The following is a 22,867-nucleotide window of genomic DNA, read 5'->3' as shown; positions in this document are numbered from 1 at the left end:
CTCTCCAGGAGTCCGTCGCAACCTCCAGACAGAGACAGGGTAAGGACTGACTCGCTCACCTTTAAAGGGGTACCCCCTTGACCCCGGCCGCCGTCGCACGATGGGTTTGAGCTACCAACGTCGTGCCGGCAAGGACGTGGTCCGAGACCAGGGGATCCGCCTCCCCACCATCACCCGATCATCACTCAACGAAAACACCCTGCCGGATCGGTGATCCCGATCCGGCAGGGTGTTGCTTTCCAAAGAGGGCTCTCAGCCGGCCGGGCTACTTCTTCGCCGCGGCCGCCTCGGCCTTCTGAGCCTCTTTCTGGGCCTTCTGGTGCGCCGCCTCGTCGTTGGCGACCTTCTCGTCATGGACCTTCGCCGCTTCAACGAGCTCGGGCGTCAACTCCGTGCTGGCAGTCCCGCCGCCGCCGCAGCCACTGACAAGTGCGAGCGACAGGAGGATCAACAAACCACTGGTACGAAACATGGATATCCGCGAACTGGAGGAACGTAGTGTCGGGTGACTGGAACCGGATCGGTCCGGGCTCCGCCGGGGAGCCCGAACACGCCGCTCAGACATTACTCGGGAACAGTGACGGGCAAGAGATCCTTGGAGTAGCACAGCCGACGGAACGTCTCGCCGTCGATATCGAAGCTGACAGCCCGGACCGCGCCATCGGAGAAGAGAGCGTTCAGCGCCGCGTGGGACGAACCGAACGTGCTCGGCCAGATCGTGACCGCGGGGGTCGGGGTCGTGTAGGAGAGCGGAGCCTTGGAGTCCGAGATCGGAGGATACGGCTTGGTCCCCGTACCACCGAAACGGATGATGTCCACATCCCAGCCGGCGTTGATGTACTTCTCATTGTCGCCGCCATCGATCCCGAACGAGTTCGGGTTGAGCGTCTTCTCGGCGATCATGACCGTGTTCGACGCCCCGTCGCGGATCTTCTCGATCGTCAGGGTGTCGATGTCGGTCTTGATGAAGATCCCCTGCGTTCCGTCGTCGGTCGCCTCATTGCCGGCGTTGGCGGCATAGTCGTTCTTGTACGACGACGAGCTGTCGAGCTTGGGGGCCCGGCGGGTCGGACAGTAGTAGGTCGGAACGCCCTTGGCCGCGACCTTGTTGTGGTCGGTGTTCACGGCCGTCCCGTCGAGCACCGGCGGCGGATCATTCCCTTCACTCGCCAGATTGAAGGTGTTGATCTGGTCGAGATACGGCATCAGCCAGTAGCTCCAGGCCCAGCCGGCACGCGTCCGGGAGTTGCAGCACTTGAAGTCGCCCGTCCGCTTGTCGCCATCGCGGCCGGCGTTCGGGATCTGGCCGAAGGCTTCGTGGAAGTTGTGGACCGCCAGACCCATCTGGCGGAGGTTGTTCTGGCACTGGCTGCGGCGAGCGGCCTCGCGGGCCTGCTGGACCGCGGGGAGCAGGATGGCAACGAGGACGGCGATAATGGCAATAACGACCAGCAGCTCAATCAACGTGAAACCAGCCCGGGCCTGCTCGAGGCCGCGGATACGCATACGTGCCTGCATCGTGTTCTTGTCTCCAGGAGAAGAAATTTTGGAGACGCGGACCGATCGATAACGCCACCCTCCCTCGTCCCGCGGCTGCGGAAACGGACGGGAGGCCCGGCGAACACCGCCGGACGGGATGCGATCCTGCGCCAAACAAAAAAGGTCGCGGGGAGCGTCTGCTCTGGAACCCACGACCGCCGTCATTTTGGAAGCCCGTGTTAAGATCTCGGCCTCTGGAGGTTAATAACCCGAGAATTTGGGGATCGCCGAGAAACTTTGGGGAATCGGGAGCAAGGTCCCGCGGAGGCCGACTCCCGGGCATGAAGCCTTGCTGAAGACCTGGCGTGGAGCCCGTCAGGAGAGCCCGCTGCAGCCACGAACTTGCGGTCGCACCAGTGGCTCCCGATACTTCCGGTACTGTCTTCGCTGATCGCTCGCTTGCCCCGGGATCCTGTCATGCTGCGCTCGTCTCGCCTCCTGCTCGGGGGCACTCTCGTTCTGGCCGCGGCGGCCATCGCTCCGCTCGCCGCCCAGGCTCCCAAGAAGCTCAGCGCCACCGCCCTGCGGACCCTCGACAACCAGGCCGAGAAGGCGAAGACCGAATACCTCAAGTCGCTCCACGATCTCGCCAAGAGCTTTGACGACGCGGGATTGTCGGAGAAGTCCCGGAGCATGCTGGAAGCGATCCTGGCGGTGAATCCGGACGACGAAGTCGTCAAGCGGAAGCTCAAGGAGCTGGACGAGGCGGTCTTCAAGAAGAACGACTACGAGTTCAAGTTCGACACGGGCCTCCCGTGGCAGGACGCCCGGATCTTCGTGACCAAGGACCAGCCGATCCGCATCGAGGCCGAAGGGGACTACAAGGTCTTCGTCAACGAGACGCTGGGCCCCGAGGGCTACTCGAACGACGACCCGGCGAAGGACCTCGTCTCCGGCATCCCGATGGGAGCCCTGATGCTGGCCATGACTCCTCCGCGCCAGCAGGGGCAGGGGACGGGGAACCGGCAGCAGCGGACGGAAGACATCCGGCCGGTCGCGGTCGGCAAGTCGCTCGAATTCACCCCGAAGTCGGACGGCCCCATCTACTTCAAGGTCAACGTCCCTCCCGGCAGCAAGGCGACCGGGATCCTGCGGGTCACGATCCGCGGCAACTTCAAGCCGCAGGCCGGCGTCCGCGGGTAGCGGACTTCGATCCTCGTCGGCTTCCCGCTCCAACTCCCTCAGCCTTCTCCCCGGATTCGAAACGTGGCCAAGCGAAAGTCGGTCGTGGCGAGCGGCAAGTTCATCCGGCTCGTCCGGCAGGGGACGTGGGAGTTTGCCGAGCGGGCCAACGCGTCGGGGGTCGTGGCGATCGTCGCCGTCACGCCGCAGCAGGAGCTCGTCCTCACAGAACAGCACCGGGCGGCGGTCGACGCGATGGTGATCGACCTCCCGGCGGGGCTCTCGGGGGATATCGAGGGGGCCGAGGACGAAGAACTCGAAGAGGCCGCCCGGCGGGAGCTGGAAGAGGAAACCGGCTTCTCGGTCCCGTCTCTGGCGCGGCTCTTCCGCTGTCCGTCGTCCCCCGGACTCTCGAACGAGCTGGTCGACTACTTCCTCGGCTACGGGGCGGAGCAGACCGGTCAGGGAGGTGGAGACGGAAGCGAGCAGATTGCCCCGCACGTCGTTCCGCTGGCGGTGCTGCGCGAGTGGATCGGCAAGCGGGCGGCCGAGGAGAACGTCCTGATCGACCCCAAGGTCTACGTGGCCCTGGCAGTTCTGCGGGCGTAACCGCTACTTGTCTTCGACCTGTCGGACGGAGAACAGGATCCGCGAGATCCCCGAGGCGTGGCAGGCGGACATGATGTCGGCGACTCGCTGGTGCGTCGTCCGGCCGTCGGCCCGGATGATGACTCCCTGGTCGGCAAACCGCTCCTTCGCTTCGCGGAGCTTGGCCCGGATCTGCGGAAGGTCGACCTCTTCCCCATTGAGCGAGGCGGCCCCGTCCATCGCGACGGAGACGACGAGGTCGTCGGGAGCCTGGGTCAGCGGGCGGGCGTACTGGACTTCGGGGATCGCGACGTCGAGCTTCTCCTCTTCCCAGTCGTAGAGCCGCGTCGCGGTGATGAAGAACACCAGCAGCGTCAGGATGACGTCGATCATCGGCGTCAGGTTGATGAACAGCGGTTCGTCGACCTGTCGGCTGCGCTGGAGCATGGGAGCGGAGGCGGGGTGCGGAGGGTGATGAGCGTTCCGGTGCTCACGCTTTGGACTTGGCGGTTTCGCCGGCGGACTTCGTGCGGCGGGCGGGGGTCTCCTTGATGACCGGTCCGTCCGAGGCCACGAGGGCGATCGCCTGATTGGTCAGCATCTCGAGTTCGTGAATCCGTTTGTCGACGCGGCCCTGCATGAAGTAGTAGGCGAGGGAGGCCATGATCGCGACTCCCAGTCCGGTCGCGGTGGCGATGAGGGCCAGTCCGATCCCGCCAGCGAGGGCTTCGGTCTTGCCTGCTCCGGTCTGGCCGGAGAGGGCCTGGAAGGCCTCGATCATCCCGATGACCGTTCCGAAGAGGCCGAGCAGGGGGGCGATCGCGGCCAGGCTCCCGAGGGCGCGGATGTGTTTGCGGAGGTAGTACAGCTCGACTTCGGCGAGGTCGCTGACGGCGGTCCGGATCTCGAAGCTGGTGCGGCCGTAGTTCTCGATCACGATGCCGTAGAGGCGGGCGATGACGCTGGGGTGGTCGCGGCAGACGTCGAGGAGTTCGCGGGCCAGTTCGCTGTTGAGGTCTTCTTCGCGGAGGTGCTGAAGGAACCGCTTGGTGAAGACCGGGGGGGCGACCCGGCGGGCCTGGAGGACGACGAGGCGGTCGACGGCGAAGGTCAGGACCATGACCCCGCAGACCACGAGTCCCCACATGGGGATGCCGGCGAGTCCGCGGAAGAGGGCTCCGACCTGTCGCCAGCCGATCTGCAGTTCGTGGGCGGCGACGCGTCCGGCTTCGGCAGCGGGGGCGGGTTGCGGATTGGGGCCTTGGGCCAGGACCTCGGATGCGGCCCATAGCCCGCCGACGAACAGCAGGAGGATCAGCAATCTCGATTTCATGGCACGGCTCGGTCGACGGGGGGGACGGATTTAGTGTCGTGCCGTTTGATTCTGCGAGTCAAGGCGGGTTCCGCGCGCTGGCGGATCGCGTACTTGCCGGCACGGTTATGCTCGCTCAAACCCAACGTGCTACGGCAGCCTGGGGTCAAGGGGGTCTCACCCCCTTGCCGCCGGAGGCACTTCCATGAGGAACCGTGGGACACAACGGATGTCCCCTTTGTGGTACCAGCGTCGAGGAGTCCTCCACACTACACCGCTGGCTTTGCAATCGCAGCGGGTTGGTGAGGGGCCATACGACACGTTGTCCGCGCTTGGACATGTGCTCCTTCAGGTAGGCCCCTACGAGAGGGCCTCCGGCGGGCAAAGGGGCGTTGCCCCTCTGCACTCCCCACCAGGGTGCCCCTGGACCCGGTGAGGCATAGCGCGATTCTCCGGCTCTCACCGAAAGCTCGAACACCGACCCCGCCCGAACGGACTCCCGCCACCTCAATCCCATCGTGCGACGGAACCCGGTCCAGCGGGACGCTGGCTAGATCATGAAGTCGGTCTTCTGGCCCAGAATTCGATCGACCAGGTCCTGCGGCAGATCCACCGCCTGCGACGTCGCATCATCGACGTCCGAAGGATTGATCCCGCAATACTGCGACCACGGACCCAGATGACGCCACCGACCCGCCCGCTTCGGCTCGCCCGGCAACACCGGCGTCGTGCAGCGGTTACAGCCAATCGTCGAAAACCCCTGATGATGCAGCGGGTTCACGATCACCTTGTGCTCGGCGATGTAACCGTCGAGCGTCGGGTCATCCATGTTCGCCAGCGGATTGAGCCGGATCGCATTCAGCTCCGGGTCCACCCCGACGATCGGACAATGCCCCCGGCGACCCCCTTCGGACCGCCGCAGACTCCCGATCAGGCAGTCATACTGCCCCTTGATCCCCAGCAGCGGCTCCACCTTCCGCATGTGGCAGCACTGCTGCTGCCCTTCGACCGACAGATACAGCACGCCGTGCTTGGCGGTCTGCTGCTCCATCGTCAGCTCCGCCTTCAACGTCCGGATGTCGAGACCGTATTCGCCTGCCAGCCGGTCGCGGGTGTCCAGCGTCTCCTGGAACATCACCCCGGTGTCGACGAACAGGACCGGAATATCGATCCGGTGCTGATGAAGCATGTGACAGACGACGCTCCCCGCCATCTGCATCGCCGAGATCGCCGCGACCCGGTTGCCGAACGTTTCACGAGCCCAGCGCAGGAGTTCTTCGGGCGATCGCTCGTTGAAAGTCTCGTTGAGATTCTGAAGACGGGCCTGGGACAGTCGGGCCATGAACGCAAGGATCCGGCAAGGGCTGAGGGCCGATCTGACATCGGCCGATTCGACATTCGGAAGTCGGAAAGTCTAGGGGACGGCGGCGAGTTCGAGGAGAGGAGCTGGGGCGGGCGAGACAGGGAACGTCTCGAGGGGAGGACTCACGATCCACGGCGAAAGACGCTGTTTCTCCGCCCCAATGGGTCGTCAACGTCATTGCGGGCGTCTCGACAGGAACGACCCGCGCCTGACGTGGACACTCAACGATCGGAACTGCGGCGGTCTTACGGCGACCCGCTTCGCTTCGGTGCGTCCGGCCGCAGCCCCTCGCAATCGCTACTTCTTGTCTTCCGCAGCCGGCTTCGATTCGGCGGCCGGAGCCGCCGGAGCCTTCGCTTCGTCCGGCTTCGCGTCCGCGGCCGGTTCTGCGGGCTTGGCCGCCGGTTCTGCCGGCTTCGCAGCCGGATCCGCCGGCTTGGCGGGCGGAGTGGCCTCCGGAGCCTTGGATGCATCGCCCGCTGCAGGAGCGGCGGCGGGCGGGGTCTTCTCGTCCGTCGTGGCTTCGTCCTTGCCCGCTGCCGGCTTCGAGGCGCCCGGCGCCGAGGCCGGAGGAGCCTTCGTCTCGTCGGACGGCTTGGCGGAGCCACCCGGGAACGGAGCGGACTCGCCGAGTCCCCCTTCGCTGTCCTTCAGCGGATCGGCGCTCTTCAGTTCCGCATTGCCGCTCTGCAGGCCGGCACCCAGGTTGTTGTCCCCCTGGACCTTCCGCATGGCCATCCCGACGCCGCCCGCCAGGACGACCCAGATGATCGCCACGACGATCGTGATCCGGGTGAACGTATCACCCGCCTTGGTACCGAAGGCGCTCTGGCTTCCCATCCCGCCGAAGGCCCCGGCCAGCCCCCCTCCGCGGCCCCGCTGGAGGAGGATCAGGACGATCATGAAGAACGACAGGAACAACAACAGGAATGTTCCGAGACCGACGAGATAGGACACAGGTCTTCCTCTGACTGAACCGACACGGACAAAATTTCCGGCGCCACCGCCGCGACACTTTCGATCCGCCATCCCTGGTCGGATCGCCCACTTCCCACGGCAACACGTCTCACGGCCTAACGGGTCAGACCCTGGGCCGCCTGGATGATCGGAAGGAACTGCTCCGGCTTCAGGCTCGCGCCGCCCACCAGAGCCCCGTCGACATCGGGCTGGCCCATCAACTCGGCCGCATTGTCCGGCTTGACGCTTCCCCCGTAGAGGATGCGGGTTGTGTCCGCCACCCCGGCAGTGTAGTGCGTCTTGAGCCAGTTGCGAAGATGGGCATGGGCCGATTCAGCCTGCTCCGGCGACGCCGTCCGCCCGGTGCCGATCGCCCAGACGGGCTCGTAGGCGATGACGATCTTCGCCATCTGCTCTTCGGAGATCCCCGCGAGGCCCCCCTTCATCTGCTCGTCCAGGACCGCCTCGGTGTTCCCGGCGTCGCGGTCGGCCAGAAGCTCACCGACGCACAGGATGACATCGAGCCCCTTGGCCAGGACCGCCTTGACCTTCTTGTTGATGACGGCGTCGGTCTCGCCCAGGACGTGCCGCCGCTCGCTGTGGCCCAGGATCACCGCCTTGCAGCCGCAGTCGGCGATCATCTCCACCGACGTTTCGCCGGTGAACGCGCCCGGCTGCTCGAAGTAAGCGTTCTGAGCGCCAACGGTGACGTTCGACCCCGCGACCGCCTGCTTCACCGGCAGGAGGTAGGGGAACGGCGGGGCGACCAGGACATCGATCCGGGTGTCGCCACCCGGGCAGGCGGCCGCCAGCGCCTTGGCGAGCGCGAGGGCCGATTCCTGCTTGAGGTTCATCTTCCAGTTGCCGGCAACGAGATAACGACGCATGCGAGGGGCTGGGATTTAAGTGCGGGGAGTGAGGAGAGCCGGCGAGCACGGAGTGCCGCAAGCCGGAACCGGAGGAAAGCTTGAAGGATCAGGCACGATCGGAAAAGGGAACAGGGGCCGGCCTCCGGCGACGGCCCCCTTGATTCTTTTCCGGAGATTCTCTTCCGGAAGACCTCAGCCCGCCTGGGGAATGCTCATCCCCATGACGGCGGCCAGCTTCTGGATCTGAGCCACGACGTCGGCGTACTGGTTCGGCAGGAGAGCCTGCGGACCGTCGCTCATCGCCTTCTCGGGACAGTTGTGGACTTCGATGTGGACCCCGTCCGCACCGGCGGCGACGGAGGCATAGGCCATGGCGGGGATCAGGTCCGGCCGGCCGGTGGCGTGGCTCGGGTCAACGATGATCGGCAGGTGCGAGAGCCCCTTGCAGTTCGGGACCGCCGCCAGGTCGAGCAGGTTCCGCGTCGACTTGTCGAAGCTCCGGATCCCCCGCTCGCAGAGGATCACCTGCATGTTCCCGTTCGAGAGGACGTACTCGGCGGACATCAGCAGGTCTTCGACCGTCGCGCTCATCCCGCGCTTGAGCAGCACGGGGCGCTTCGTCTGGCCGACTTCCGTCAGCAGGTTGAAGTTCTGCATGTTCCGGGCGCCGATCTGGAACATGTCGGAATATTCGTTGACCAGCTCCACCTGCCGCGGGTCCATGACCTCGGTCACGACCGGCATCTTGAGCTCGTCGCCGACGGCGCGGAGCGCCTTGAGGCCGTCTTCGCCCATCCCCTGGAAGCTGTAGGGGCTCGTCCGCGGCTTGAACGCGCCACCGCGGAGGACGTTGGCCCCCGCCGCCTTCACGCTCTTGCCGATCTCGCGGAGGATGTCTTCCCCTTCGATCGCGCACGGCCCGGCGATCAGCATCAGGTTTCCGCCGCCGACCTTGACCCCGTGGCCGAGGTCGAAGACCGAAGGCTCCGCCTTGAACTCCTTGCTCGCCAGCTTGTACGGCTTGAGGACCGACATCACGTCTTCGACGCCCGGGATCGCCCGCAGCGGAGCGTTGCGGAGCCGGTCTTCTTCTCCCAGGACCCCCACGAGCGTCCGCTTGACCCCCCGGCTGATCTCATGCCGGAAGCCCATTTCGCGAATCCGCTCGCAGATGTGCTCGAGCTGGGCTTCGGAAGCGTCCGGTTTCAAAACGATAATCACGAAAGACCTCTGCGAGACGTTCCCGGGCGAACCCGTTTCGGTACGGGAGTCGGGACGCGGAATAGGGGAGGGAAGATTAGACACGAAACGACCGGGATTTCACCAGCAATCCCTCGCTCGTGATCTGTCTCGCAGATTTGGGAACCCGGGACGGACCGGGTGCGGCGGCCGTCGTGGCAGAACCGGGACTCATCGACAGGAAATGATCGGTCGAAGCGACGGGCGAACCGCCCCGCCTCCGTCCCGGCGATCTCGTGGAAGCGAGGCCGCCGGAACTCCCCCGACTACTCGACCAGCTTGCCGCGGGGATACGAACCGAGGACGTTGATCCGAACCGCTTTCTTCTCAAGCTGTTCGAGCGTCTTGGAGATCCGCTGCTCCTTGGAGTGCCCTTCGAAGTCCAGGAAGAACAGGTATCCGGCCTCCTGGCCGCGGAGCGGGAACGACTCGATCCACGTCAGGTTGATCTTGGCGTTCTTGAACGCCGTCAGGGCGTCGCTCAGGGCTCCCGGGGCGTGCGGGATCTGGAGCAGCAGGGCGGTCCGGTCCTTGCCCGTCGGCTTCGTCTCCTCATCGCCGATGATGGCGAAGCGGGTGACGTTGTGGCTGTTGTCCTCGATCTTCTCGGCGACGATCTGCAGGTCGTACTGCACGGCCGCCTGCTTGCTCGCCACGGCGGCGGCTCCCGGCTTGTCGCGAGCCAGCTGGGCGGCGGTCGAGGTGCTGGTGACCTCGATCAGCCGGGCGCGGGGCATGTTGCGGGCCAGCCAGTCGCGGCACTGCGAGAGCGCTTGCGGCTTGCTGTAGATCTCGACGATCTCGCTCCGCGGCGACCGCGAGAGCAGGTTGTGGTGGACGGCGAGCTGGACTTCCCCGCAGATCTGCAGCGGCAGGCGGGTGAACATGTCGAGGGTGTCGACGATCCGGCCGTCAGTGCTGTTCTCGATCGGGACGACGCCGTAGTCGGCATGGCCGCGGTTCACTTCTTCAAAGACCGAAGCGATCGTGTTGACCGGGACCAGGTCCGCGCTCTTCCCAAACCGTTCGATGGCCGCGAGATGCGTAAAGCTGAACGGAGGGCCCAGGTAAGCGACCCGGACCACCTTGACCTTGTTCCGGGCGGCGCAAATCACTTCGCGGAAACAGGATCGGAGGACCGAGACCGCGACGGACCCGTTCTGGTTCAGCTGGTCGAGCCGGTCCCACAGCTCCTGGTCCATGTTCGGATCGAACCAGACTTCGTGGCGATCCTTGAGGTCTTCGAGCTGGGCGAGCGTCAGTTCCATCCGGCGGTTCAGCAGCCGGACGAGCTCCTTATCAACCGCCTTGACTTCGTTTTCCGTCGAGGCCGCCGTCTTCTTGCGGATCACCTTGACGGGGGGAGCGGCACTGGCCGAAGAGGGTTTGGCCACGGTCTTGGTGCGGGGCAGGGAACCCTTCTTGGGCCCCGGGTTCTTCTTCGCCATGGGAGGAAATCCGGATCGTGCTCACCGAATGGGGGACAACACCCCGGGCCAGCTCCATCTCGCTCCGCTCCGCTCACCGCGGCGCAACCCGTCGACCAAGTCCCTGACTGCAATTCGGGTGGGTGCTGATGACCTCCAACCCAATGCCGGGAAAGAACTTGCGGCGGTTTCTCGGAATGCCGGTTTCCCGGGGGAGAATCGCTAAATTCCGTCCCTGTAAGGAGTTGAAACTCGTTTGTACAGGCGGACATTCCCGGTGTCAAGGAGCGCGGTTGGCCGCCCGGATGGAGATCGGAGAGTGGACAGCCGCAGCCCGAATCCTCGCGGCGGGGCGGGTTCCCGGCAGTCCCCGGGAGCGAATCGCAACGTGTTGAAATGTTCACGTGCATGGGGCTGCCCGCGGCGCCTCCGGTGATTCCGGGAAGCAGACCCCGGATCCTCCTACCAGCGTCGGGGACTCCCTCAGCCCACACCGCTGGCTTTCCAATCCCCGCGGTTTCGCGAGGGGCATCCGGCACGTTGTCCGCGTCTGGACACGATCTCCTTCAGACATCTCCCGACGAGAGGGCCTCCGGCGGGCAAGAGGGCCAGAAAAACAACACAGGCCCCCTTGCATCCCCCACCAGGGGGACCCTGGACCCGGCTTGGTTGAACAGCGGAACGCTGGTCGTTGGGGGACGCCTCTTTGTAAAACTTCAGGAGACGGCCGGCGTCCTGGCTCTCGGCGACCCCGGCTTCCGCATAAGGAGATCCGGATGATGCCTCGCCTGCTCGCCTGTCTGACCCTGGCCGGTCTCGTCTCGCTCGCCTCTCCCCCGTCGGCCCCCGCCGACGACTGGCCGCAGTGGATGGGGCCGAAGCGGGATAACGTCTGGCGGGAAACCGGACTCCTCGAGACCTTCCCCAAGGAGGGACCGAAGGTCGTCTGGCGGGTCCCGGTCGCCGGCGGCTATTCCGGACCGGCGGTCGCCGGCGGAAAGGTCTACGTCACCGACTACGTGACGAAAGACAACGTCAAGACCGACAACTTCGACCGGAAGGGTTCCACCGGCATCGAGCGGGTCCTCTGCCTCGACGAGGCGACCGGCCGCGAACTCTGGAAGCACGAGTATCCGACCGAGTACGCGATCTCCTACCCCGCCGGCCCGCGGTCGACGCCGCTGGTCCACCAGGGGAAGGTCTACACCCAGGGGGCCGAGGGGAAACTGATCTGCTTCGATGCCGCCAAGGGAGGCGTGATCTGGTCCCGCGACCTCAAGACGGACTACATGACCAAGTCCGCCCTGTGGGGCTACGCCAGCCAGCCGCTCATTGACGGCGAGCGGCTGATCGTCCTCGCCGGCGGACCGGGGACCCACTGCGTCGCCCTCAACAAGGAGACCGGCGCGGAGGTCTGGCGCGTCGGAAGCGCAAAGGAGCAGGGCTATTCTCCCCCGGTGATCTTCGAGCAGGCGGGCGTCCGGCAGATGATCCTCATGCAGCCCGCGGCGATCTACGCCGTCGACCCGGCGACCGGCAAGGAGCTCTGGTCCCAGCCGTACGATGCCGACAACGGCTCGATCATCATGACCCCCGTCAAGGTCGGGAACTATCTCTTCGTCGGCGGGTTCAACAACCGGAACCTGATGCTGGAACTCGCGACCGACAAGCCGGGGGCGAAGACCCTCTGGAAAGACAAGGCGAAGCACGCTCTCTCGCCGGTCAACGTCCAGCCGTTCGTGATGGACGGGCGGATCTACGGCTCCGATTCCGATGGCGAACTGCGGTGCATCGAGGTCCCCAGCGGCAACATTCTGTGGGCCACGCCGCAGCCGATCGGTCGCCGGAAGCAGGGGAGCGGGACGGTCTTCCTGGTCCGGCAGGGGGAGACCGACCGGTTCTGGATGTTCGCTGAGACCGGTGATCTCATCCTCGGGCGTCTGACCCCGCAGGGCTTCACCGAGCTTTCCCGGACGCACCTCCTGGAACCGACGAACTTTGCGTTCGGACGGGAAGTCGTGTGGTGCGCGCCGGCCTTCGCGAATCGCCGGATCTTCGTCCGCAATGACAAGGAGCTGCTCTCCGTCGATCTGGCCGCCGATCCGGGGGCGTCCCGTTGACGTTTGCCGATGCGATCCGGGTGCCGGCGGAAACGGCACAAGGTAAGCATCGATGTTCCATGGACTTCCGAGCGAACCTCTGCCGTCGACCTCCAGGATTTTCCCATTTGGGCAATGTGGAAAAACTGGGGGAAACGTGAAGATCGCCAATTGAGTTTGGTTTTTTTGCGGGGGTAGAATCGCGCCGCCGGGTCTCGGAGGCGGGGTATCTACGTCTCTGAAGGTCCGGCAGGACCCTGGGGCGAGCGCCCCGTCGGCTGGCGGTTTCTCCGAAACCGCGGGTCTTTTTCCTCCGTGCCAACTGACTCGCGCGACTCCGATCAGGCGGATCGGTCTCGACCGGAAGGATGTTTCATGGCGTGCGATCCGCGAAGTCTCCAAAGCTCCGCGTCTGTCTGTCCCGCGGCCGGCAGCCGGCCTCTCCCGTCGCGGCGATCCCGTCAGACGGGGTTCACGCTGATTGAGCTGCTGGTCGTCATCGCGATCATCGGCGTCCTCGTCTCGATCCTCCTCCCGGCGGTGCAGCAGGCCCGCGAGGCGGCCCGGGCGGCGCAGTGCAAGAGCAACATCAAGCAGATCGGGATCGCGCTCCACAACTACCTGGAGACGCACCGCATCCTTCCCCCGGGCGTCGTCGTCCGGAACAAGTCGGACGGCACCCAGGACCTCCCGTCGCGGTCGGCCTCGTTCCTCCATGCCAACGGCAACTGGGGACCGAGCTGGCTCGTCTTCCTCCTCCCCTACGTCGATCAGGGGGCGGTCTACGGACTCGTGGACGACAGGGCTCCGATGTCGGACGCCAAGGGGACCAATGCCCGCGTCCGCAGCGCCCAGATCCCGGTGTATGTCTGCCCCTCGGACTCGCAGGCCCGGACTCCGCTCCAGAACTACAACACGATCGACGCCACGGGCGCGACCGTCAGCCCCGGCGCCCCGTGGACGCGCGGAACGTACGGAGCCAACCTGGGGCGGGAGCAGCTCTGGAAGTCGCAGCAGTTCATGTCGGTCGATCCCAAGCTCCGCGGCGCGATGGGCTTCGGCGGGGCGGCCCGGATCGCAGAGTTCACCGACGGGACGAGCAATTCGGCGATGGTGTGGGAGATCCGCGTCGGTGTGACCGAGACCGACCCCCGTGGCACCTGGGCCCTGGGACGGTACGGAACCAGTCTTGTCGGCGGTTGCGACATTGACCCGGCGACCGGGATGACCGACTGCCTGGGCCTGAACCCGAGAGCCGACTTCGCGGACGACGTGGACGACTGCGTCAACGCCTCCTTCTCCGGCATGGGCTGCTCTTACAACGTCGGGGACGGTCAGTCCGCGCCGCGGAGCATGCATCCGGGCGGGGTCCACCTGCTGCTGGGCGACGGCGCCGGACGGTTCGTGAGCGAGAGCATCGACTTCACGATCCACCGGGCCCTGAACAGCATTTCCGGCGGAGAGAAGCTCTCGGAGTTCTAGCAGGGACGCCACGTCGAACGGATCGTCGAAGAACGGGGAATGAGTCCGCCGGCTGCCGAAGGCGGACTCCGCATTCCCGTCCGGTCCGGCGTTTGCCGGCGAGAAGTTGTGAAGAGAGAGGCGGACCTCCGGGCGAGGTCTTGCGAGCCTGATTCCGATCAGCCCGCGACCTCAAGAGCGCTCCGCCAACGGAACGAGAGTCGACGTCATGCTGCTGGCCATTGTTGCGCTGTTCATCGGCACGATCCTGTTCAACTTTCTGTTCCAGCTGGCGCAGCTCGATCTCTTCCGCATCTACTGGCAGGATGTCCGCCGCCACGGAGACGGTGCGCCGACTCCGCCGCTCCCCGACACGCTCCCGTCGGTCACGATCCAGCTCCCGATGTACAACGAGTCCGCGGTCGCGGAACGGATCCTCGATCACGCGGCCCGCATCCGGTATCCGCGGGACCGGCTCCAGATCCAGGTCCTGAACGACTCGACGGACGGCTGCACGCAGATCATCGAGCGGAAGATCGAAGAGCTCCGCCGCGCCGATCCGACCCTCGTGATCGACTACCGGCACCGCCTCGACCGGGCCGGCTTCAAGGCGGGGAACCTCAACGCCGCGCTTCCGCACGTGACCGGCGACCTCGTCGCGATCCTCGACGCCGACTTCGTCCCGCAGCCGGACTTTCTAGAGAAGACGGTCCCCTACTTCACCGATCCGCAGATCGGCACGGTCCAGACCCGGTGGGGGCATCTCAATGCCAGCGACTCGGTCCTGACCCGGACCCAGGAGTTCTACCTGGACGGGCACCACTCCGTGGAGCAGCGGGGCCGCTCGGCCGGCAACCTGTACCTCTTCTACAACGGCTCCGCCGGCGTGTGGCGGACGTCCGTCCTGCGGGCGGTCGGCGGCTGGCGGACCGATTCGGTCATCGAAGACATCGACATGAGCTTCAGCGCTCAGGTCCTTGGCTTCCGGATCCGGTTCCTGGAGAACTACGTCACCCGCGGAGAGCTGCCGAACTCGATCATCGGCTTCCGTCTGCAGATGTTCCGGTGGTTCAAGGGGAACATGCAGAGCGGCATCAAGTTCCTGTCGACGGTCTGGCGGCAGAAGGTCTCCGTACACAAGAAGATCCATGCCAGCCTGCAGCTCCTGACGCCGTTCATCCCGGTCAGCAGCCTCGTGAACGTCCTGTCGGCCGCGATCCTCCCGCTGGTCCTGCATCTCGCGCCGCAGTACGAGCCGCTGATGGCGCTCTCGGTCGTGGGCCTGTTCTGGTTCCCGCTGATGTTCCTTGTGTACGGCTCCGCCCGGCTGCGGTTCGACAAGAAGCCGCTGTGGTGGACGGGGCTGCTCATGATCCCCAGGGCGCTCGCGTTCCTGGCCCTCATGGTCGGGCTCTCGTGTCAGTGCTCGGTGGCGATTTTCGAGGCGCTGTTCGGGACGCGGAACCAGTGGATCGTGACACCCAAGGGCTTTTCGGCCGCCACCCCGGGAGCTCCCCGCAAGCGGACGAAAATGTCGATCCCGTGGTACTTCTGGCTGGATCTCCCGATCATCTGTTATCTGGCCTTCGGCCTGTCGGTGGCGATCACCTACCGGGCGTACGTGCTGATCCTGATGGAGTCCGTGTTTCTCGGGGGGTACCTGTGGCTCTTCTGCGGCGCGCTGTGGGAAGCGTACGGGCCGCTCGGTCCGTCGCGGACGTCGCCGCAACCAGCCAGCCCGAGCGGGCCCGTGCTCGAGCCTGAGCCGCTCCCCGTCAGCGGACCGGCGCATCAGGTCACGGCGGCCGGTTAATCGCGAGCCGACGTCAGGCAGGGCCGACACAAGACAACGTGAGACGGAGAGAGCCTCCTGAGGAGGCCGCAAGACATGCGTGGAACTGTTTCGTCTGCCGATCCCGTGAAGAGCTCCGAGATCCGCCAGACCCCTCCGCCGACGGAGCCTGCGGATGCGGACCTGTCGCGGACCGCGTCCCGCCCGGCGAGCCCGCTCCTGACGCGGATCGGCCGGGGCTTGCCGCTCTTCGTTGCCTCGTGGACGTTCCTCTACATCGAGCTCTGGGCGGCGGGCTGGGGTCCGGCGACGCACATCATCACCGCGAGCATCACGCTCGGCCTTCTTGGTCTGCTGAGCGCGATCTGGTGGAGCACGCGGATCGCGACCGGATCGGTGTGGCGTCGCACGCCGCTCGATCCCCTGCTGCTGCCGGCGCTCGCCGCGGGGGCGGCTTCGACCTTCGCCAACGCGGGCCGCATCGCGGAGGCGGGGCTGGCGTGGTGGTTCCTCGGCTTTGCCTCGCTGCTGTTCCTGCTCGTTCATGACCTGCTGGCGAACCGCCGCATCACTCTGGCCGAGCTGGCCGACGCCTTCCTGATCGGGGCGCTCCCGGCGGTTCTGGTCGGCCTTCGCCACGGGTTGATGACCGGCGACCGGGCCTACGGACTTCTCGAGCATCCCAATCACTACGCGGTGGTGACCGTCATCGCGATCACGCTGGCGATGTCGCGCTGGCTTGGCCGCGGGGCGCTGGGCCGGTGGTTCTACGGGGTCTGCATTGTGCTCTCCTGTGGAGGCCTGTTCCTGTCGGGGAGCCGGGGGGCGCTGGTCATGCTGCTGGGGGCCCTGCTGGTGTTCGCGCCGCGGCGGCTGCTGATCGCCATCGTGGCCGTCGGTGTTCCGGTGGGCGCGGTCGGTCTTCTGGCCCGCTGGGAGAGCGTGGTGTCACGGCTCCCGATCTACCAGTACGCACTGGAGCGGATTCAGGAGCGTCCGTGGCTGGGGCATGGGCTCTTCACGTTCCGGTATGCGCAGTTTGGTGGCGTTCACTTCGAGGCCCACAACTTTGCGCTCCATATCGCCTATGAGATCGGTCTCGTGGGACTGGCGGTCTTTCTGGCGGCGGCGGCGGTCATTGCGATTCAGACGCGGCGGGCGACGGCACCGGATCAGCGGGCGTGGGTCGCGGTGTTGGCCGGGACGGCGGTTCATCAGCTCGTCGACTTCACGTGGATGTTTCCGGGGATGTTCTTCATGTTGCCGGTGATGGTCGCCGCGGTGCTGTGGCGACCGGAGATGCCGCCGCGGATCTACCAGGGTGTGGCGACGGTGGTGGCGGCGGCGCTGACACTGCTTGTTCTGGCGACGGGGTTTTACGGGGCCCCGATTTCGCTGGCGTTCTTTACTGAGCAGGCGTTGCAGGGGCCCGCTGCCACGGCGGTTCCTTGAGGCGAAGTGGCTGCCTCAAACCGCGTCCTTGCCGGCACGACTATGCCACCTCGCACCCAACGTGCGACGGCAGCCGGGGTCAAGGGGGCAACCCCTTGCCGCCGGAGGCGCTTCCATGAGGAACCGTGGGACACAACGGACGTCCGCTTTGTGGAAACGGCGTTGAGGACTCCCTCAAATCACACAGCTTGCTTCGCGCTCCCCGCGGTTTGGTGAGGGGGCATCCGGCACGTCGTCCGCGCTTGGACACGATTTCCTTCAGACAGTGTCCGACGAGAGGGCCTCCGGCGGGCAAAGGGGCGTTGCCCCTCTGCACTCCCCACCAGGGTGCCCCTGGACCCGGTGGACGAAGGGATCCTGCTGCCACGAGAACGGGTCGCTTGAGAACCGGCGCCTCGCAAGGAATGCTGGAGACGCCCCCGCTCAGGAGACCTCCATGAACAACCCACCCCTCACCCGCACCCAAGTCCGCGCCGTCGACCAGATCGCCATCGACCGCTTCGGTATCCCTGGCATCGTCCTCATGGAAAACGCCGGCCGCGGCGCCACCGACTGGCTGCTCGAACTGGGCTGCGGCCAGCGAATCGTCATCCTCTGCGGAGCCGGCAACAACGGCGGCGACGGCTTCGTCATCGCCCGCCACCTCGCGAACCGCGGACGAAAAGTCTCGATCATCCTGGTCGTCTCACCAGACAAGATCCGCGGCGACGCCGCCGTGAACCTCCGCATCGTCCAGGCGATGCAACTCCCTCTCGAAGTCCTCGACCCGGTCGCCAACCCCGCAACACTGACCGCGCGGCTGAGCAACGCAGACTGGATCGTCGACGCCCTCCTCGGAACCGGGGCCACCGGCTCCGTCCGTGAACCCTACGCCACGACCATCGGCCTCATGAACGCCTCCGGCAAGCCGATCCTCGCGGTCGATCTCCCGTCAGGCCTCGATGCCGACACCGGCGAACCGTCCGAAGCCTGTGTCCGAGCGAAGGCAACCGCCACATTCGTCGCCCGCAAACCCGGCTTCGACCGTCCCGCCGCCGCGGAGTTTCTCGGCCAGGTCCGCGTCATCGACATCGGCGTTCCGCAGGCCGTCATCGACGAGGCACGGCTCGCCCGCGGATCCGGCGACGCGTAAGGTTGCTGTCCCGCATCTGCCGCGGACGCACCTCAGGCCGCTTCCGGCTCCAGGGTCTCGTCGGTCGTCGGCTCGGGTTCTAGCGGGATCCGGCAGTCGATCCAGGACCCAAAGACGGCGGCCAGCACAAACGCTCCGGCGTTGACAAAGAACACCGCGTCCCAGCCATAGGACCAGTTTTCCCGGATCTGGACGGCGATCAGCGGAGCCAAGCCCGCCCCGATGTTCCCCCACATGTTCCCCCAGCCGAGGACCGACCCGACATGCTTGCCCCCCGTGTCCTGAGCAAAGCCCCAGGTCGCCGGGATCCCCATGTCGGTCGTAAAGGCAAAGACCGTGAGGGCCCAGGTCACCCCCCAGGCGGTCCCGAGGAAGGGGCACAGGAAGATCAGCGCCGCCCCGACGAGCTTCGACGGTCCGAGGAACACCCCTCGCCCCCAGCGGAGTCCGAACTGGCGGGTCAGCCGGTCGGTCAGCCAGCCCCCCAGAAGCATCCCCGCGCAGCCGCCGATGAGTGGCATCGACGTCATCAGCCCCCGCTGCTCGATCGGCACGTTGAACTGCTGAGCCAGGTACTCCGGCATGAGCGTGATGATGAACGTCCAGCCGACATTCACGCCGAACTGCATGACCGAGCTGTACCAGACGTTGGGACTCGCCATCAGCAGTCCCCACGGGACCGGCGGCGCCTTGTTCGCCGCCCCGGGCTGCGCAGCGGGATTCCCCCCGCGGATCAGCTCGATCTCCTCTTCGTTCACGCCGGGGTGCTCCCACGGCCAGTCGCGGACGAAGATCCAGAAGATCGCCCCCACGGCGATTCCGGCGAACCCGAACAGCAGCAGCGTCGGCCGCCAGCCCTGCACGTGCAGCTGGACGAAGTCGCCGGGGTACGCCCGCTCCAGCAGCAGCCGGTTCAGCCGCCGCGACTGCTCGTCCGTGCGGGATCTTGGCGTCACATCGAGGATCGCCCGGGCATCCGAGGAGAGCGGGACATCCTGTGGGATCGCCTCGATATCGGACGGCGTCTCGATGAAGCGGTTCATCGCCCCGAGGACGACCTGGACCGTCTCTGGCTTCGGGATCCAGGGAGCAGCCGATGCCGAAGCGGGTTGTCCGGCAACGGGGCCGCTGGCGACCGCCGGCGGAGCTTCCGCCCGGATCGCGTCGAAGGCTCCCGGCGGGAAGTCGGCGGTCAGGTGTTCCGAGACAAGCGGCCGGATCGCCTTGGCGGGCCCGTCGGGATTCGGATTGAGGATATCACGGACGAGCGCTGTCGGGTCGAGGACATCGGCCTCGCGGATCTCCGTCGGTGCCGAGAGGGGAACGAACCACACGATCAGGAACGCCGTCAGCAGGTTGGCGGCGGTCCCGCCGAAGCGGCCGCCGAAAGCGACGATGCTGTTCGCCGTCCCCCGGCTTTCGACCGGCACCCATCGCTTCACCAGAATCGCGAGGGTGGGATAGGCCCCCGCCTGAAACAGTCCCAGGGCCAGCCGGGCCGCAACCAGCATCCAGAAGTTCGTCGCCATGGCGATCACGATCCCGAAGATCGACCACACGACGAGGTAGACCACCATCATCCGCCGCGGCCCGTAGCGGTCGCTGAACCAGCCGGTCGGGACCTGCCCGATCGCATAGGCCCAGAAAAAGACCGAGAGGGCGACGCCAAGCTGCGACATCGAGAGCCGCAGGTCTTCACGGATATACGTCCCCGCCATCGCGAGGCAGATCCGCTCCAGATACAGGAGAACCGCGGCCAGTGTCGCCACCGCCACAATCCCGTACCGGACGCGGGTTGCGCCCGACCACGTGGGCGCAGGGGCGTCGTTCATCAAGCTCATGAGCACCATTCCGAACAGCACAGACCAGCGGCGCGGTCCCTATGGGAACAGGAATGGCAATCAATGTCCAACCACTGATGTGTTCGGTCGGGGGGCGGAGGAACCGCTCGTGACAACTTCTTGACATCGCTCCGCTTCCGTCTCCCGTCGGGAGCAATTTGAGTCCAGGGCTGAGCCGCCGGTCCTCTCGAATGTGCGCCATCCTGACGAACCCGAAAGGTTGTCTCCCCTTCACTTTTCGAAGAATTCTGCGAGCATTCTTCGCGTGCTAAGAAAGTCAGGGATGTCGGCGAACCGCTCTCCGCACCGGGGTGTCACGCGGGTCATCGCTCCCCTGTTTTCTGGAGCGCCTCCCGCGACAATGGCGGGACACAGGAAGGAATCATGAGTCAGACCGCCGCCGCCTCGCCCGCCGACCCCTCTTTATCCCCTGCCGGTTCCACGCCCGCCGTGCTGGATCCGGCCGCCTCGCTCGGGACCGCCGCGGCGGCGCATGACACGGTCATGCCGATCATCCTTGCCCTGAGCCTGTCGCACATGCTGAACGACACGCTCCAGGCGCTCCTCCCCGCGATCTATCCCGTCCTGAAGGAGTCGTACAAGCTCACGTTCAGTGAGATCGGTCTCATCACGATGACGTTTCAGTGCACGTCATCGCTCCTGCAGCCGCTGGTGGGGAGTTACACGGACAAGCGGCCGATGCCCTACTCGCTGGCGATCGGCATGGGCTCGACTCTGATCGGCCTCCTGCTCCTCTCGCAGGCCCACACGCTGGGGATGATCCTGCTGGCCGCGGCCCTCGTCGGCACCGGCTCGTCGGTCTTTCATCCGGAAGCCTCGCGGCTCGCCTACATGGCGGCGGGCGGACGGCACGGTTTTGCCCAGTCGCTGTTTCAGGTCGGCGGTAACTTCGGCAGCGCGATGGGGCCGCTCCTGGCCGCGGCGATTGTCGTTCCCCGCGGTCAGGGATCGTTGGCGCTGTTCTCGCTGATCGCCATCGCGGCGATCCTGGTCCTGAGCTATGTCGGACGCTGGTACGGGGCGAACCTGCACCGCCTCAAGCCGAAGGTCCGCAAGGCCGGCGCGGGGGGAACGGGGCTGTCGAGCGGCCGCGTCGCCTTCGCGCTCGTCATTCTGGTTCTGCTGATCATCTCGAAGTACTTCTACATGGTCAGCCTGTCGAACTACTACACGTTCTATCTCATCGATCGCTTCGGCGTGTCGGTCCAGACGTCGCAGTACCTGCTGTTCGTGTTTCTGTTCGCGGTGGCGGCCGGGACCATCGCCGGGGGACCGATCGGAGACCGGTTCGGACGGAAGATTGTGATCTGGGTCTCCATCCTTGGCGTCGCGCCGTTCTCGCTGGCCCTGCCGTATGCCGGGTTCTATGGGACGATCGTTTTGAGCGCGATTGCCGGGGCGCTGCTGGCCTCGGCCTTCTCGGCGATCATCGTCTTTGCCCAGGAGCTGCTGCCCGGGAAGGTCGGCCTCGTAGCGGGGCTGTTCTTCGGCTTCGCCTTCGGGATCAGCGGGATCGCCGCGAGCGCCCTCGGGCAGCTCGCGGACCGGACGAGCATCGAGTACGTGTTCCGTCTCTGCAGCTACTTCCCGCTGCTCGGCCTGCTGACCGTGTTCCTGCCGAACATCGGCCGGCCCGCGAAGGCGGCGTAGTTCGTTCGCCACTCGCCAGCCTTCAGTCGCTGCGGAGGCTGGCCGGGTCGAACGGGGCGTGGAAGACCCAGTAGGTATGGTCCGCGTTGTGGGAGATCGGATTTTCCGCGTCACGGACCGCCTGCCAGAGGGGCTGGTCGCGGTACTGCACGAACAGGCTCATGTGGGAGAACCGCGAGAGCGTGTAGTGCCACCGCGGACCTTCGGGGGTGCGGAGGGCTTCGAGCTGGAGAAAGAGCTCGGGGTCGGTCCCGACCGAGCAGACGAAGGCGAAGAGGGCGCCGTCGAGCACATCCGGGTTGGTGCTCTGATAGCGGTAGAGCGGCTGGGGGAGCAGGCGGAGTTCCGTCCGGTCTCCGGCGGCCCCTTCGGATCGGGCGGCGAGGTCGCGGCAGAGCGCCCGCATCTGGCTCATTCGGCCGACCGCGGACTCGGCGGGAACCGCGGCGCCTTCGAGTGGATGCCGCTCAAGGGGGCCTTTGGGTTTCCAGCTGCGGGCGGCGTCTCCGGACGATTCGAGTTTTGTGGGCGAGAGGGAGTGGAGTTCGTGGACGACGGCGGGGCGGCCGTCGGCGTCGACCCAGCGCCAGAAGCAGGCGACTGCTTCGGCGTTTCCCTGGTGTGTCCAGACGTAGACGTTGCCGTAGTTCCCGTCGTGGGGTCCGGAGCGGGCCCAGGTGTAGGTGGCTCCGTCGACGAGTTTCAGTGGAGCGGGGCCGGAGTCGGCGGGGCGAGTGAGCCGGTAGTCGGTGGCGGTGCGGTCGAAGAGGCGTCGCCAGGGGGCGCGGTCTTCATCGGCCGCGGCTGTTTGAAGTGCGGCCAGGACGAGGGCTACCAGGCAGAGTCCGTATCGGATCATGTCGCTCTCCGCATGAAACAGACAATCAGTCTACATTTGCGAACGACAAATTCCACCGGGTCCAGGGTCCCCCTGGTCAGGGGGTGCAGGGGGCAGAATGCCTCTTGCCCGCCGGAGGCCTGGCCGTCGGACACTGTCTGAAGG

19 protein-coding genes are annotated in these 22,867 nt (G+C 66.0%); 8 read left to right on the top strand and 11 right to left on the bottom strand.

The window, feature by feature from the left end; translation table 11 throughout:
- Nucleotides 1–265: 265 nt before the first annotated feature.
- Together VT03_RS15795 and VT03_RS15790 are read right to left on the bottom strand one after the other, a co-directional pair.
- On the bottom strand, nucleotides 266–472 hold the full coding sequence (locus VT03_RS15795; protein WP_156514535.1) for a hypothetical protein: 207 nt from the start codon (nucleotides 470–472) through the stop codon (nucleotides 266–268).
- Between the two features lie 92 nt (nucleotides 473–564).
- A complete protein-coding gene (locus VT03_RS15790; RefSeq protein WP_082846254.1) occupies nucleotides 565–1,518 on the bottom strand; it encodes a DUF1559 domain-containing protein in 954 nt (317 codons plus the stop codon).
- Between the two features lie 438 nt (nucleotides 1,519–1,956).
- Here VT03_RS15790 and VT03_RS15785 point away from each other — a divergent pair, with 438 nt between their 5' ends.
- Both VT03_RS15785 and VT03_RS15780 read left to right on the top strand, forming a co-directional pair.
- Nucleotides 1,957–2,682, top strand: coding sequence for a hypothetical protein (locus VT03_RS15785; RefSeq protein ID WP_075093860.1), 726 nt, complete (start codon nucleotides 1,957–1,959; stop codon nucleotides 2,680–2,682).
- 63 nt (nucleotides 2,683–2,745) lie between these two features.
- Nucleotides 2,746–3,270: an NUDIX hydrolase gene (locus VT03_RS15780; protein ID WP_082846253.1), complete on the top strand. Its 525-nt coding sequence runs from the start codon at nucleotides 2,746–2,748 to the stop codon at nucleotides 3,268–3,270.
- Between the two features lie 3 nt (nucleotides 3,271–3,273).
- Here the strand turns inward: VT03_RS15780 and VT03_RS15775 are convergent, their stop codons facing one another.
- The 7 genes from VT03_RS15775 to pheA form a co-directional block, all read right to left on the bottom strand.
- Complete coding sequence (locus VT03_RS15775) at nucleotides 3,274–3,696, bottom strand: ExbD/TolR family protein (RefSeq protein WP_075093858.1); 423 nt, start codon at nucleotides 3,694–3,696, stop codon at nucleotides 3,274–3,276.
- 43 nt (nucleotides 3,697–3,739) lie between these two features.
- Nucleotides 3,740–4,582 (bottom strand): MotA/TolQ/ExbB proton channel family protein, encoded by an 843-nt coding sequence (locus VT03_RS15770; protein WP_082846252.1) that lies wholly within the window; start codon nucleotides 4,580–4,582, stop codon nucleotides 3,740–3,742.
- A 529-nt stretch (nucleotides 4,583–5,111) separates the two neighbouring features.
- Nucleotides 5,112–5,903, bottom strand: coding sequence for a phosphoadenylyl-sulfate reductase (locus VT03_RS15765; RefSeq protein WP_075093856.1), 792 nt, complete (start codon nucleotides 5,901–5,903; stop codon nucleotides 5,112–5,114).
- 318 nt (nucleotides 5,904–6,221) lie between these two features.
- Nucleotides 6,222–6,881 (bottom strand): preprotein translocase subunit SecG, encoded by a 660-nt coding sequence (gene secG, locus VT03_RS34230; RefSeq protein ID WP_075093855.1) that lies wholly within the window; start codon nucleotides 6,879–6,881, stop codon nucleotides 6,222–6,224.
- 116 nt (nucleotides 6,882–6,997) lie between these two features.
- Entirely contained in the window at nucleotides 6,998–7,768 is a 771-nt protein-coding gene (gene tpiA, locus VT03_RS15755) for a triose-phosphate isomerase (protein WP_075093854.1), read from the bottom strand.
- Between the two features lie 174 nt (nucleotides 7,769–7,942).
- Nucleotides 7,943–8,971 carry a 3-deoxy-7-phosphoheptulonate synthase gene (gene aroF / locus VT03_RS15750; protein ID WP_075093853.1) on the bottom strand — a complete coding sequence of 343 codons (1,029 nt, stop codon included), beginning with the start codon at nucleotides 8,969–8,971 and terminating at the stop codon, nucleotides 7,943–7,945.
- A gap of 284 nt (nucleotides 8,972–9,255) precedes the next feature.
- Nucleotides 9,256–10,437 carry a prephenate dehydratase gene (pheA, locus tag VT03_RS15745; protein WP_075093852.1) on the bottom strand — a complete coding sequence of 394 codons (1,182 nt, stop codon included), beginning with the start codon at nucleotides 10,435–10,437 and terminating at the stop codon, nucleotides 9,256–9,258.
- A 755-nt stretch (nucleotides 10,438–11,192) separates the two neighbouring features.
- Here pheA and VT03_RS15740 point away from each other — a divergent pair.
- The 5 genes from VT03_RS15740 to VT03_RS15720 all read left to right on the top strand — a co-directional run bounded on the left by VT03_RS15740 (nucleotide 11,193) and on the right by VT03_RS15720 (nucleotide 18,352).
- Complete coding sequence (locus VT03_RS15740; RefSeq protein WP_075093851.1) at nucleotides 11,193–12,536, top strand: PQQ-binding-like beta-propeller repeat protein; 1,344 nt, start codon at nucleotides 11,193–11,195, stop codon at nucleotides 12,534–12,536.
- Between the two features lie 354 nt (nucleotides 12,537–12,890).
- Nucleotides 12,891–13,997: a DUF1559 domain-containing protein gene (locus VT03_RS15735; protein WP_082846251.1), complete on the top strand. Its 1,107-nt coding sequence runs from the start codon at nucleotides 12,891–12,893 to the stop codon at nucleotides 13,995–13,997.
- A gap of 208 nt (nucleotides 13,998–14,205) precedes the next feature.
- Nucleotides 14,206–15,789: a glycosyltransferase gene (locus tag VT03_RS15730; protein ID WP_075093850.1), complete on the top strand. Its 1,584-nt coding sequence runs from the start codon at nucleotides 14,206–14,208 to the stop codon at nucleotides 15,787–15,789.
- A 75-nt stretch (nucleotides 15,790–15,864) separates the two neighbouring features.
- Nucleotides 15,865–17,220, top strand: coding sequence for an O-antigen ligase family protein (locus VT03_RS15725; protein ID WP_082846250.1), 1,356 nt, complete (start codon nucleotides 15,865–15,867; stop codon nucleotides 17,218–17,220).
- Nucleotides 17,221–17,656: 436 nt separating this feature from the next.
- The gene (locus VT03_RS15720) at nucleotides 17,657–18,352 is read left to right on the top strand and encodes an NAD(P)H-hydrate epimerase (protein ID WP_075093848.1); all 696 of its coding nucleotides are present in this window, start codon (nucleotides 17,657–17,659) and stop codon (nucleotides 18,350–18,352) included.
- A gap of 32 nt (nucleotides 18,353–18,384) precedes the next feature.
- Here the strand turns inward: VT03_RS15720 and VT03_RS15715 are convergent, their stop codons facing one another.
- Nucleotides 18,385–20,193, bottom strand: a complete 1,809-nt coding sequence (locus VT03_RS15715) for an MFS transporter (protein WP_075093847.1) — start codon at nucleotides 20,191–20,193, stop codon at nucleotides 18,385–18,387.
- Between the two features lie 384 nt (nucleotides 20,194–20,577).
- Here VT03_RS15715 and VT03_RS15710 point away from each other — a divergent pair, with 384 nt between their 5' ends.
- On the top strand, nucleotides 20,578–21,864 hold the full coding sequence (locus VT03_RS15710; protein WP_082846248.1) for an MFS transporter: 1,287 nt from the start codon (nucleotides 20,578–20,580) through the stop codon (nucleotides 21,862–21,864).
- A 22-nt stretch (nucleotides 21,865–21,886) separates the two neighbouring features.
- Here the strand turns inward: VT03_RS15710 and VT03_RS15705 are convergent, their stop codons facing one another.
- Nucleotides 21,887–22,723 (bottom strand): hypothetical protein, encoded by an 837-nt coding sequence (locus VT03_RS15705; RefSeq protein ID WP_075093845.1) that lies wholly within the window; start codon nucleotides 22,721–22,723, stop codon nucleotides 21,887–21,889.
- Between the last annotated feature and the right edge of the window lie 144 nt (nucleotides 22,724–22,867).

Origin of the sequence: Planctomyces sp. SH-PL14 (genome assembly GCF_001610835.1) — a bacterium.
Taxonomy (GTDB): domain Bacteria; phylum Planctomycetota; class Planctomycetia; order Planctomycetales; family Planctomycetaceae; genus Planctomyces_A.
The sequence above is the reverse complement of the archived record's forward strand: the minus strand, read 5'-3'. Positions and strand labels throughout refer to the sequence as shown.

Excerpts from the sequence above, each read along its gene's own strand:
- VT03_RS15795 (WP_156514535.1), bottom strand. The coding sequence starts at position 472 with ATGTTTCGTACCAGTGGTTTGTTGATCCTCCTGTCGCTCGCACTTGTC.
- VT03_RS15790 (WP_082846254.1), bottom strand. The coding sequence starts at position 1,518 with ATGCAGGCACGTATGCGTATCCGCGGCCTCGAGCAGGCCCGGGCTGGT.
- VT03_RS15785 (WP_075093860.1), top strand. The coding sequence starts at position 1,957 with ATGCTGCGCTCGTCTCGCCTCCTGCTCGGGGGCACTCTCGTTCTGGCC.
- VT03_RS15775 (WP_075093858.1), bottom strand. The coding sequence starts at position 3,696 with ATGCTCCAGCGCAGCCGACAGGTCGACGAACCGCTGTTCATCAACCTG.
- VT03_RS15770 (WP_082846252.1), bottom strand. The coding sequence starts at position 4,582 with ATGAAATCGAGATTGCTGATCCTCCTGCTGTTCGTCGGCGGGCTATGG.
- VT03_RS15765 (WP_075093856.1), bottom strand. The coding sequence starts at position 5,903 with ATGGCCCGACTGTCCCAGGCCCGTCTTCAGAATCTCAACGAGACTTTC.
- tpiA (WP_075093854.1), bottom strand. The coding sequence starts at position 7,768 with ATGCGTCGTTATCTCGTTGCCGGCAACTGGAAGATGAACCTCAAGCAG.
- pheA (WP_075093852.1), bottom strand. The coding sequence starts at position 10,437 with ATGGCGAAGAAGAACCCGGGGCCCAAGAAGGGTTCCCTGCCCCGCACC.
- VT03_RS15740 (WP_075093851.1), top strand. The coding sequence starts at position 11,193 with ATGATGCCTCGCCTGCTCGCCTGTCTGACCCTGGCCGGTCTCGTCTCG.
- VT03_RS15735 (WP_082846251.1), top strand. The coding sequence starts at position 12,891 with ATGGCGTGCGATCCGCGAAGTCTCCAAAGCTCCGCGTCTGTCTGTCCC.
- VT03_RS15730 (WP_075093850.1), top strand. The coding sequence starts at position 14,206 with ATGCTGCTGGCCATTGTTGCGCTGTTCATCGGCACGATCCTGTTCAAC.
- VT03_RS15725 (WP_082846250.1), top strand. The coding sequence starts at position 15,865 with ATGCGTGGAACTGTTTCGTCTGCCGATCCCGTGAAGAGCTCCGAGATC.
- VT03_RS15720 (WP_075093848.1), top strand. The coding sequence starts at position 17,657 with ATGAACAACCCACCCCTCACCCGCACCCAAGTCCGCGCCGTCGACCAG.
- VT03_RS15715 (WP_075093847.1), bottom strand. The coding sequence starts at position 20,193 with ATGAGCTTGATGAACGACGCCCCTGCGCCCACGTGGTCGGGCGCAACC.
- VT03_RS15710 (WP_082846248.1), top strand. The coding sequence starts at position 20,578 with ATGAGTCAGACCGCCGCCGCCTCGCCCGCCGACCCCTCTTTATCCCCT.
- VT03_RS15705 (WP_075093845.1), bottom strand. The coding sequence starts at position 22,723 with ATGATCCGATACGGACTCTGCCTGGTAGCCCTCGTCCTGGCCGCACTT.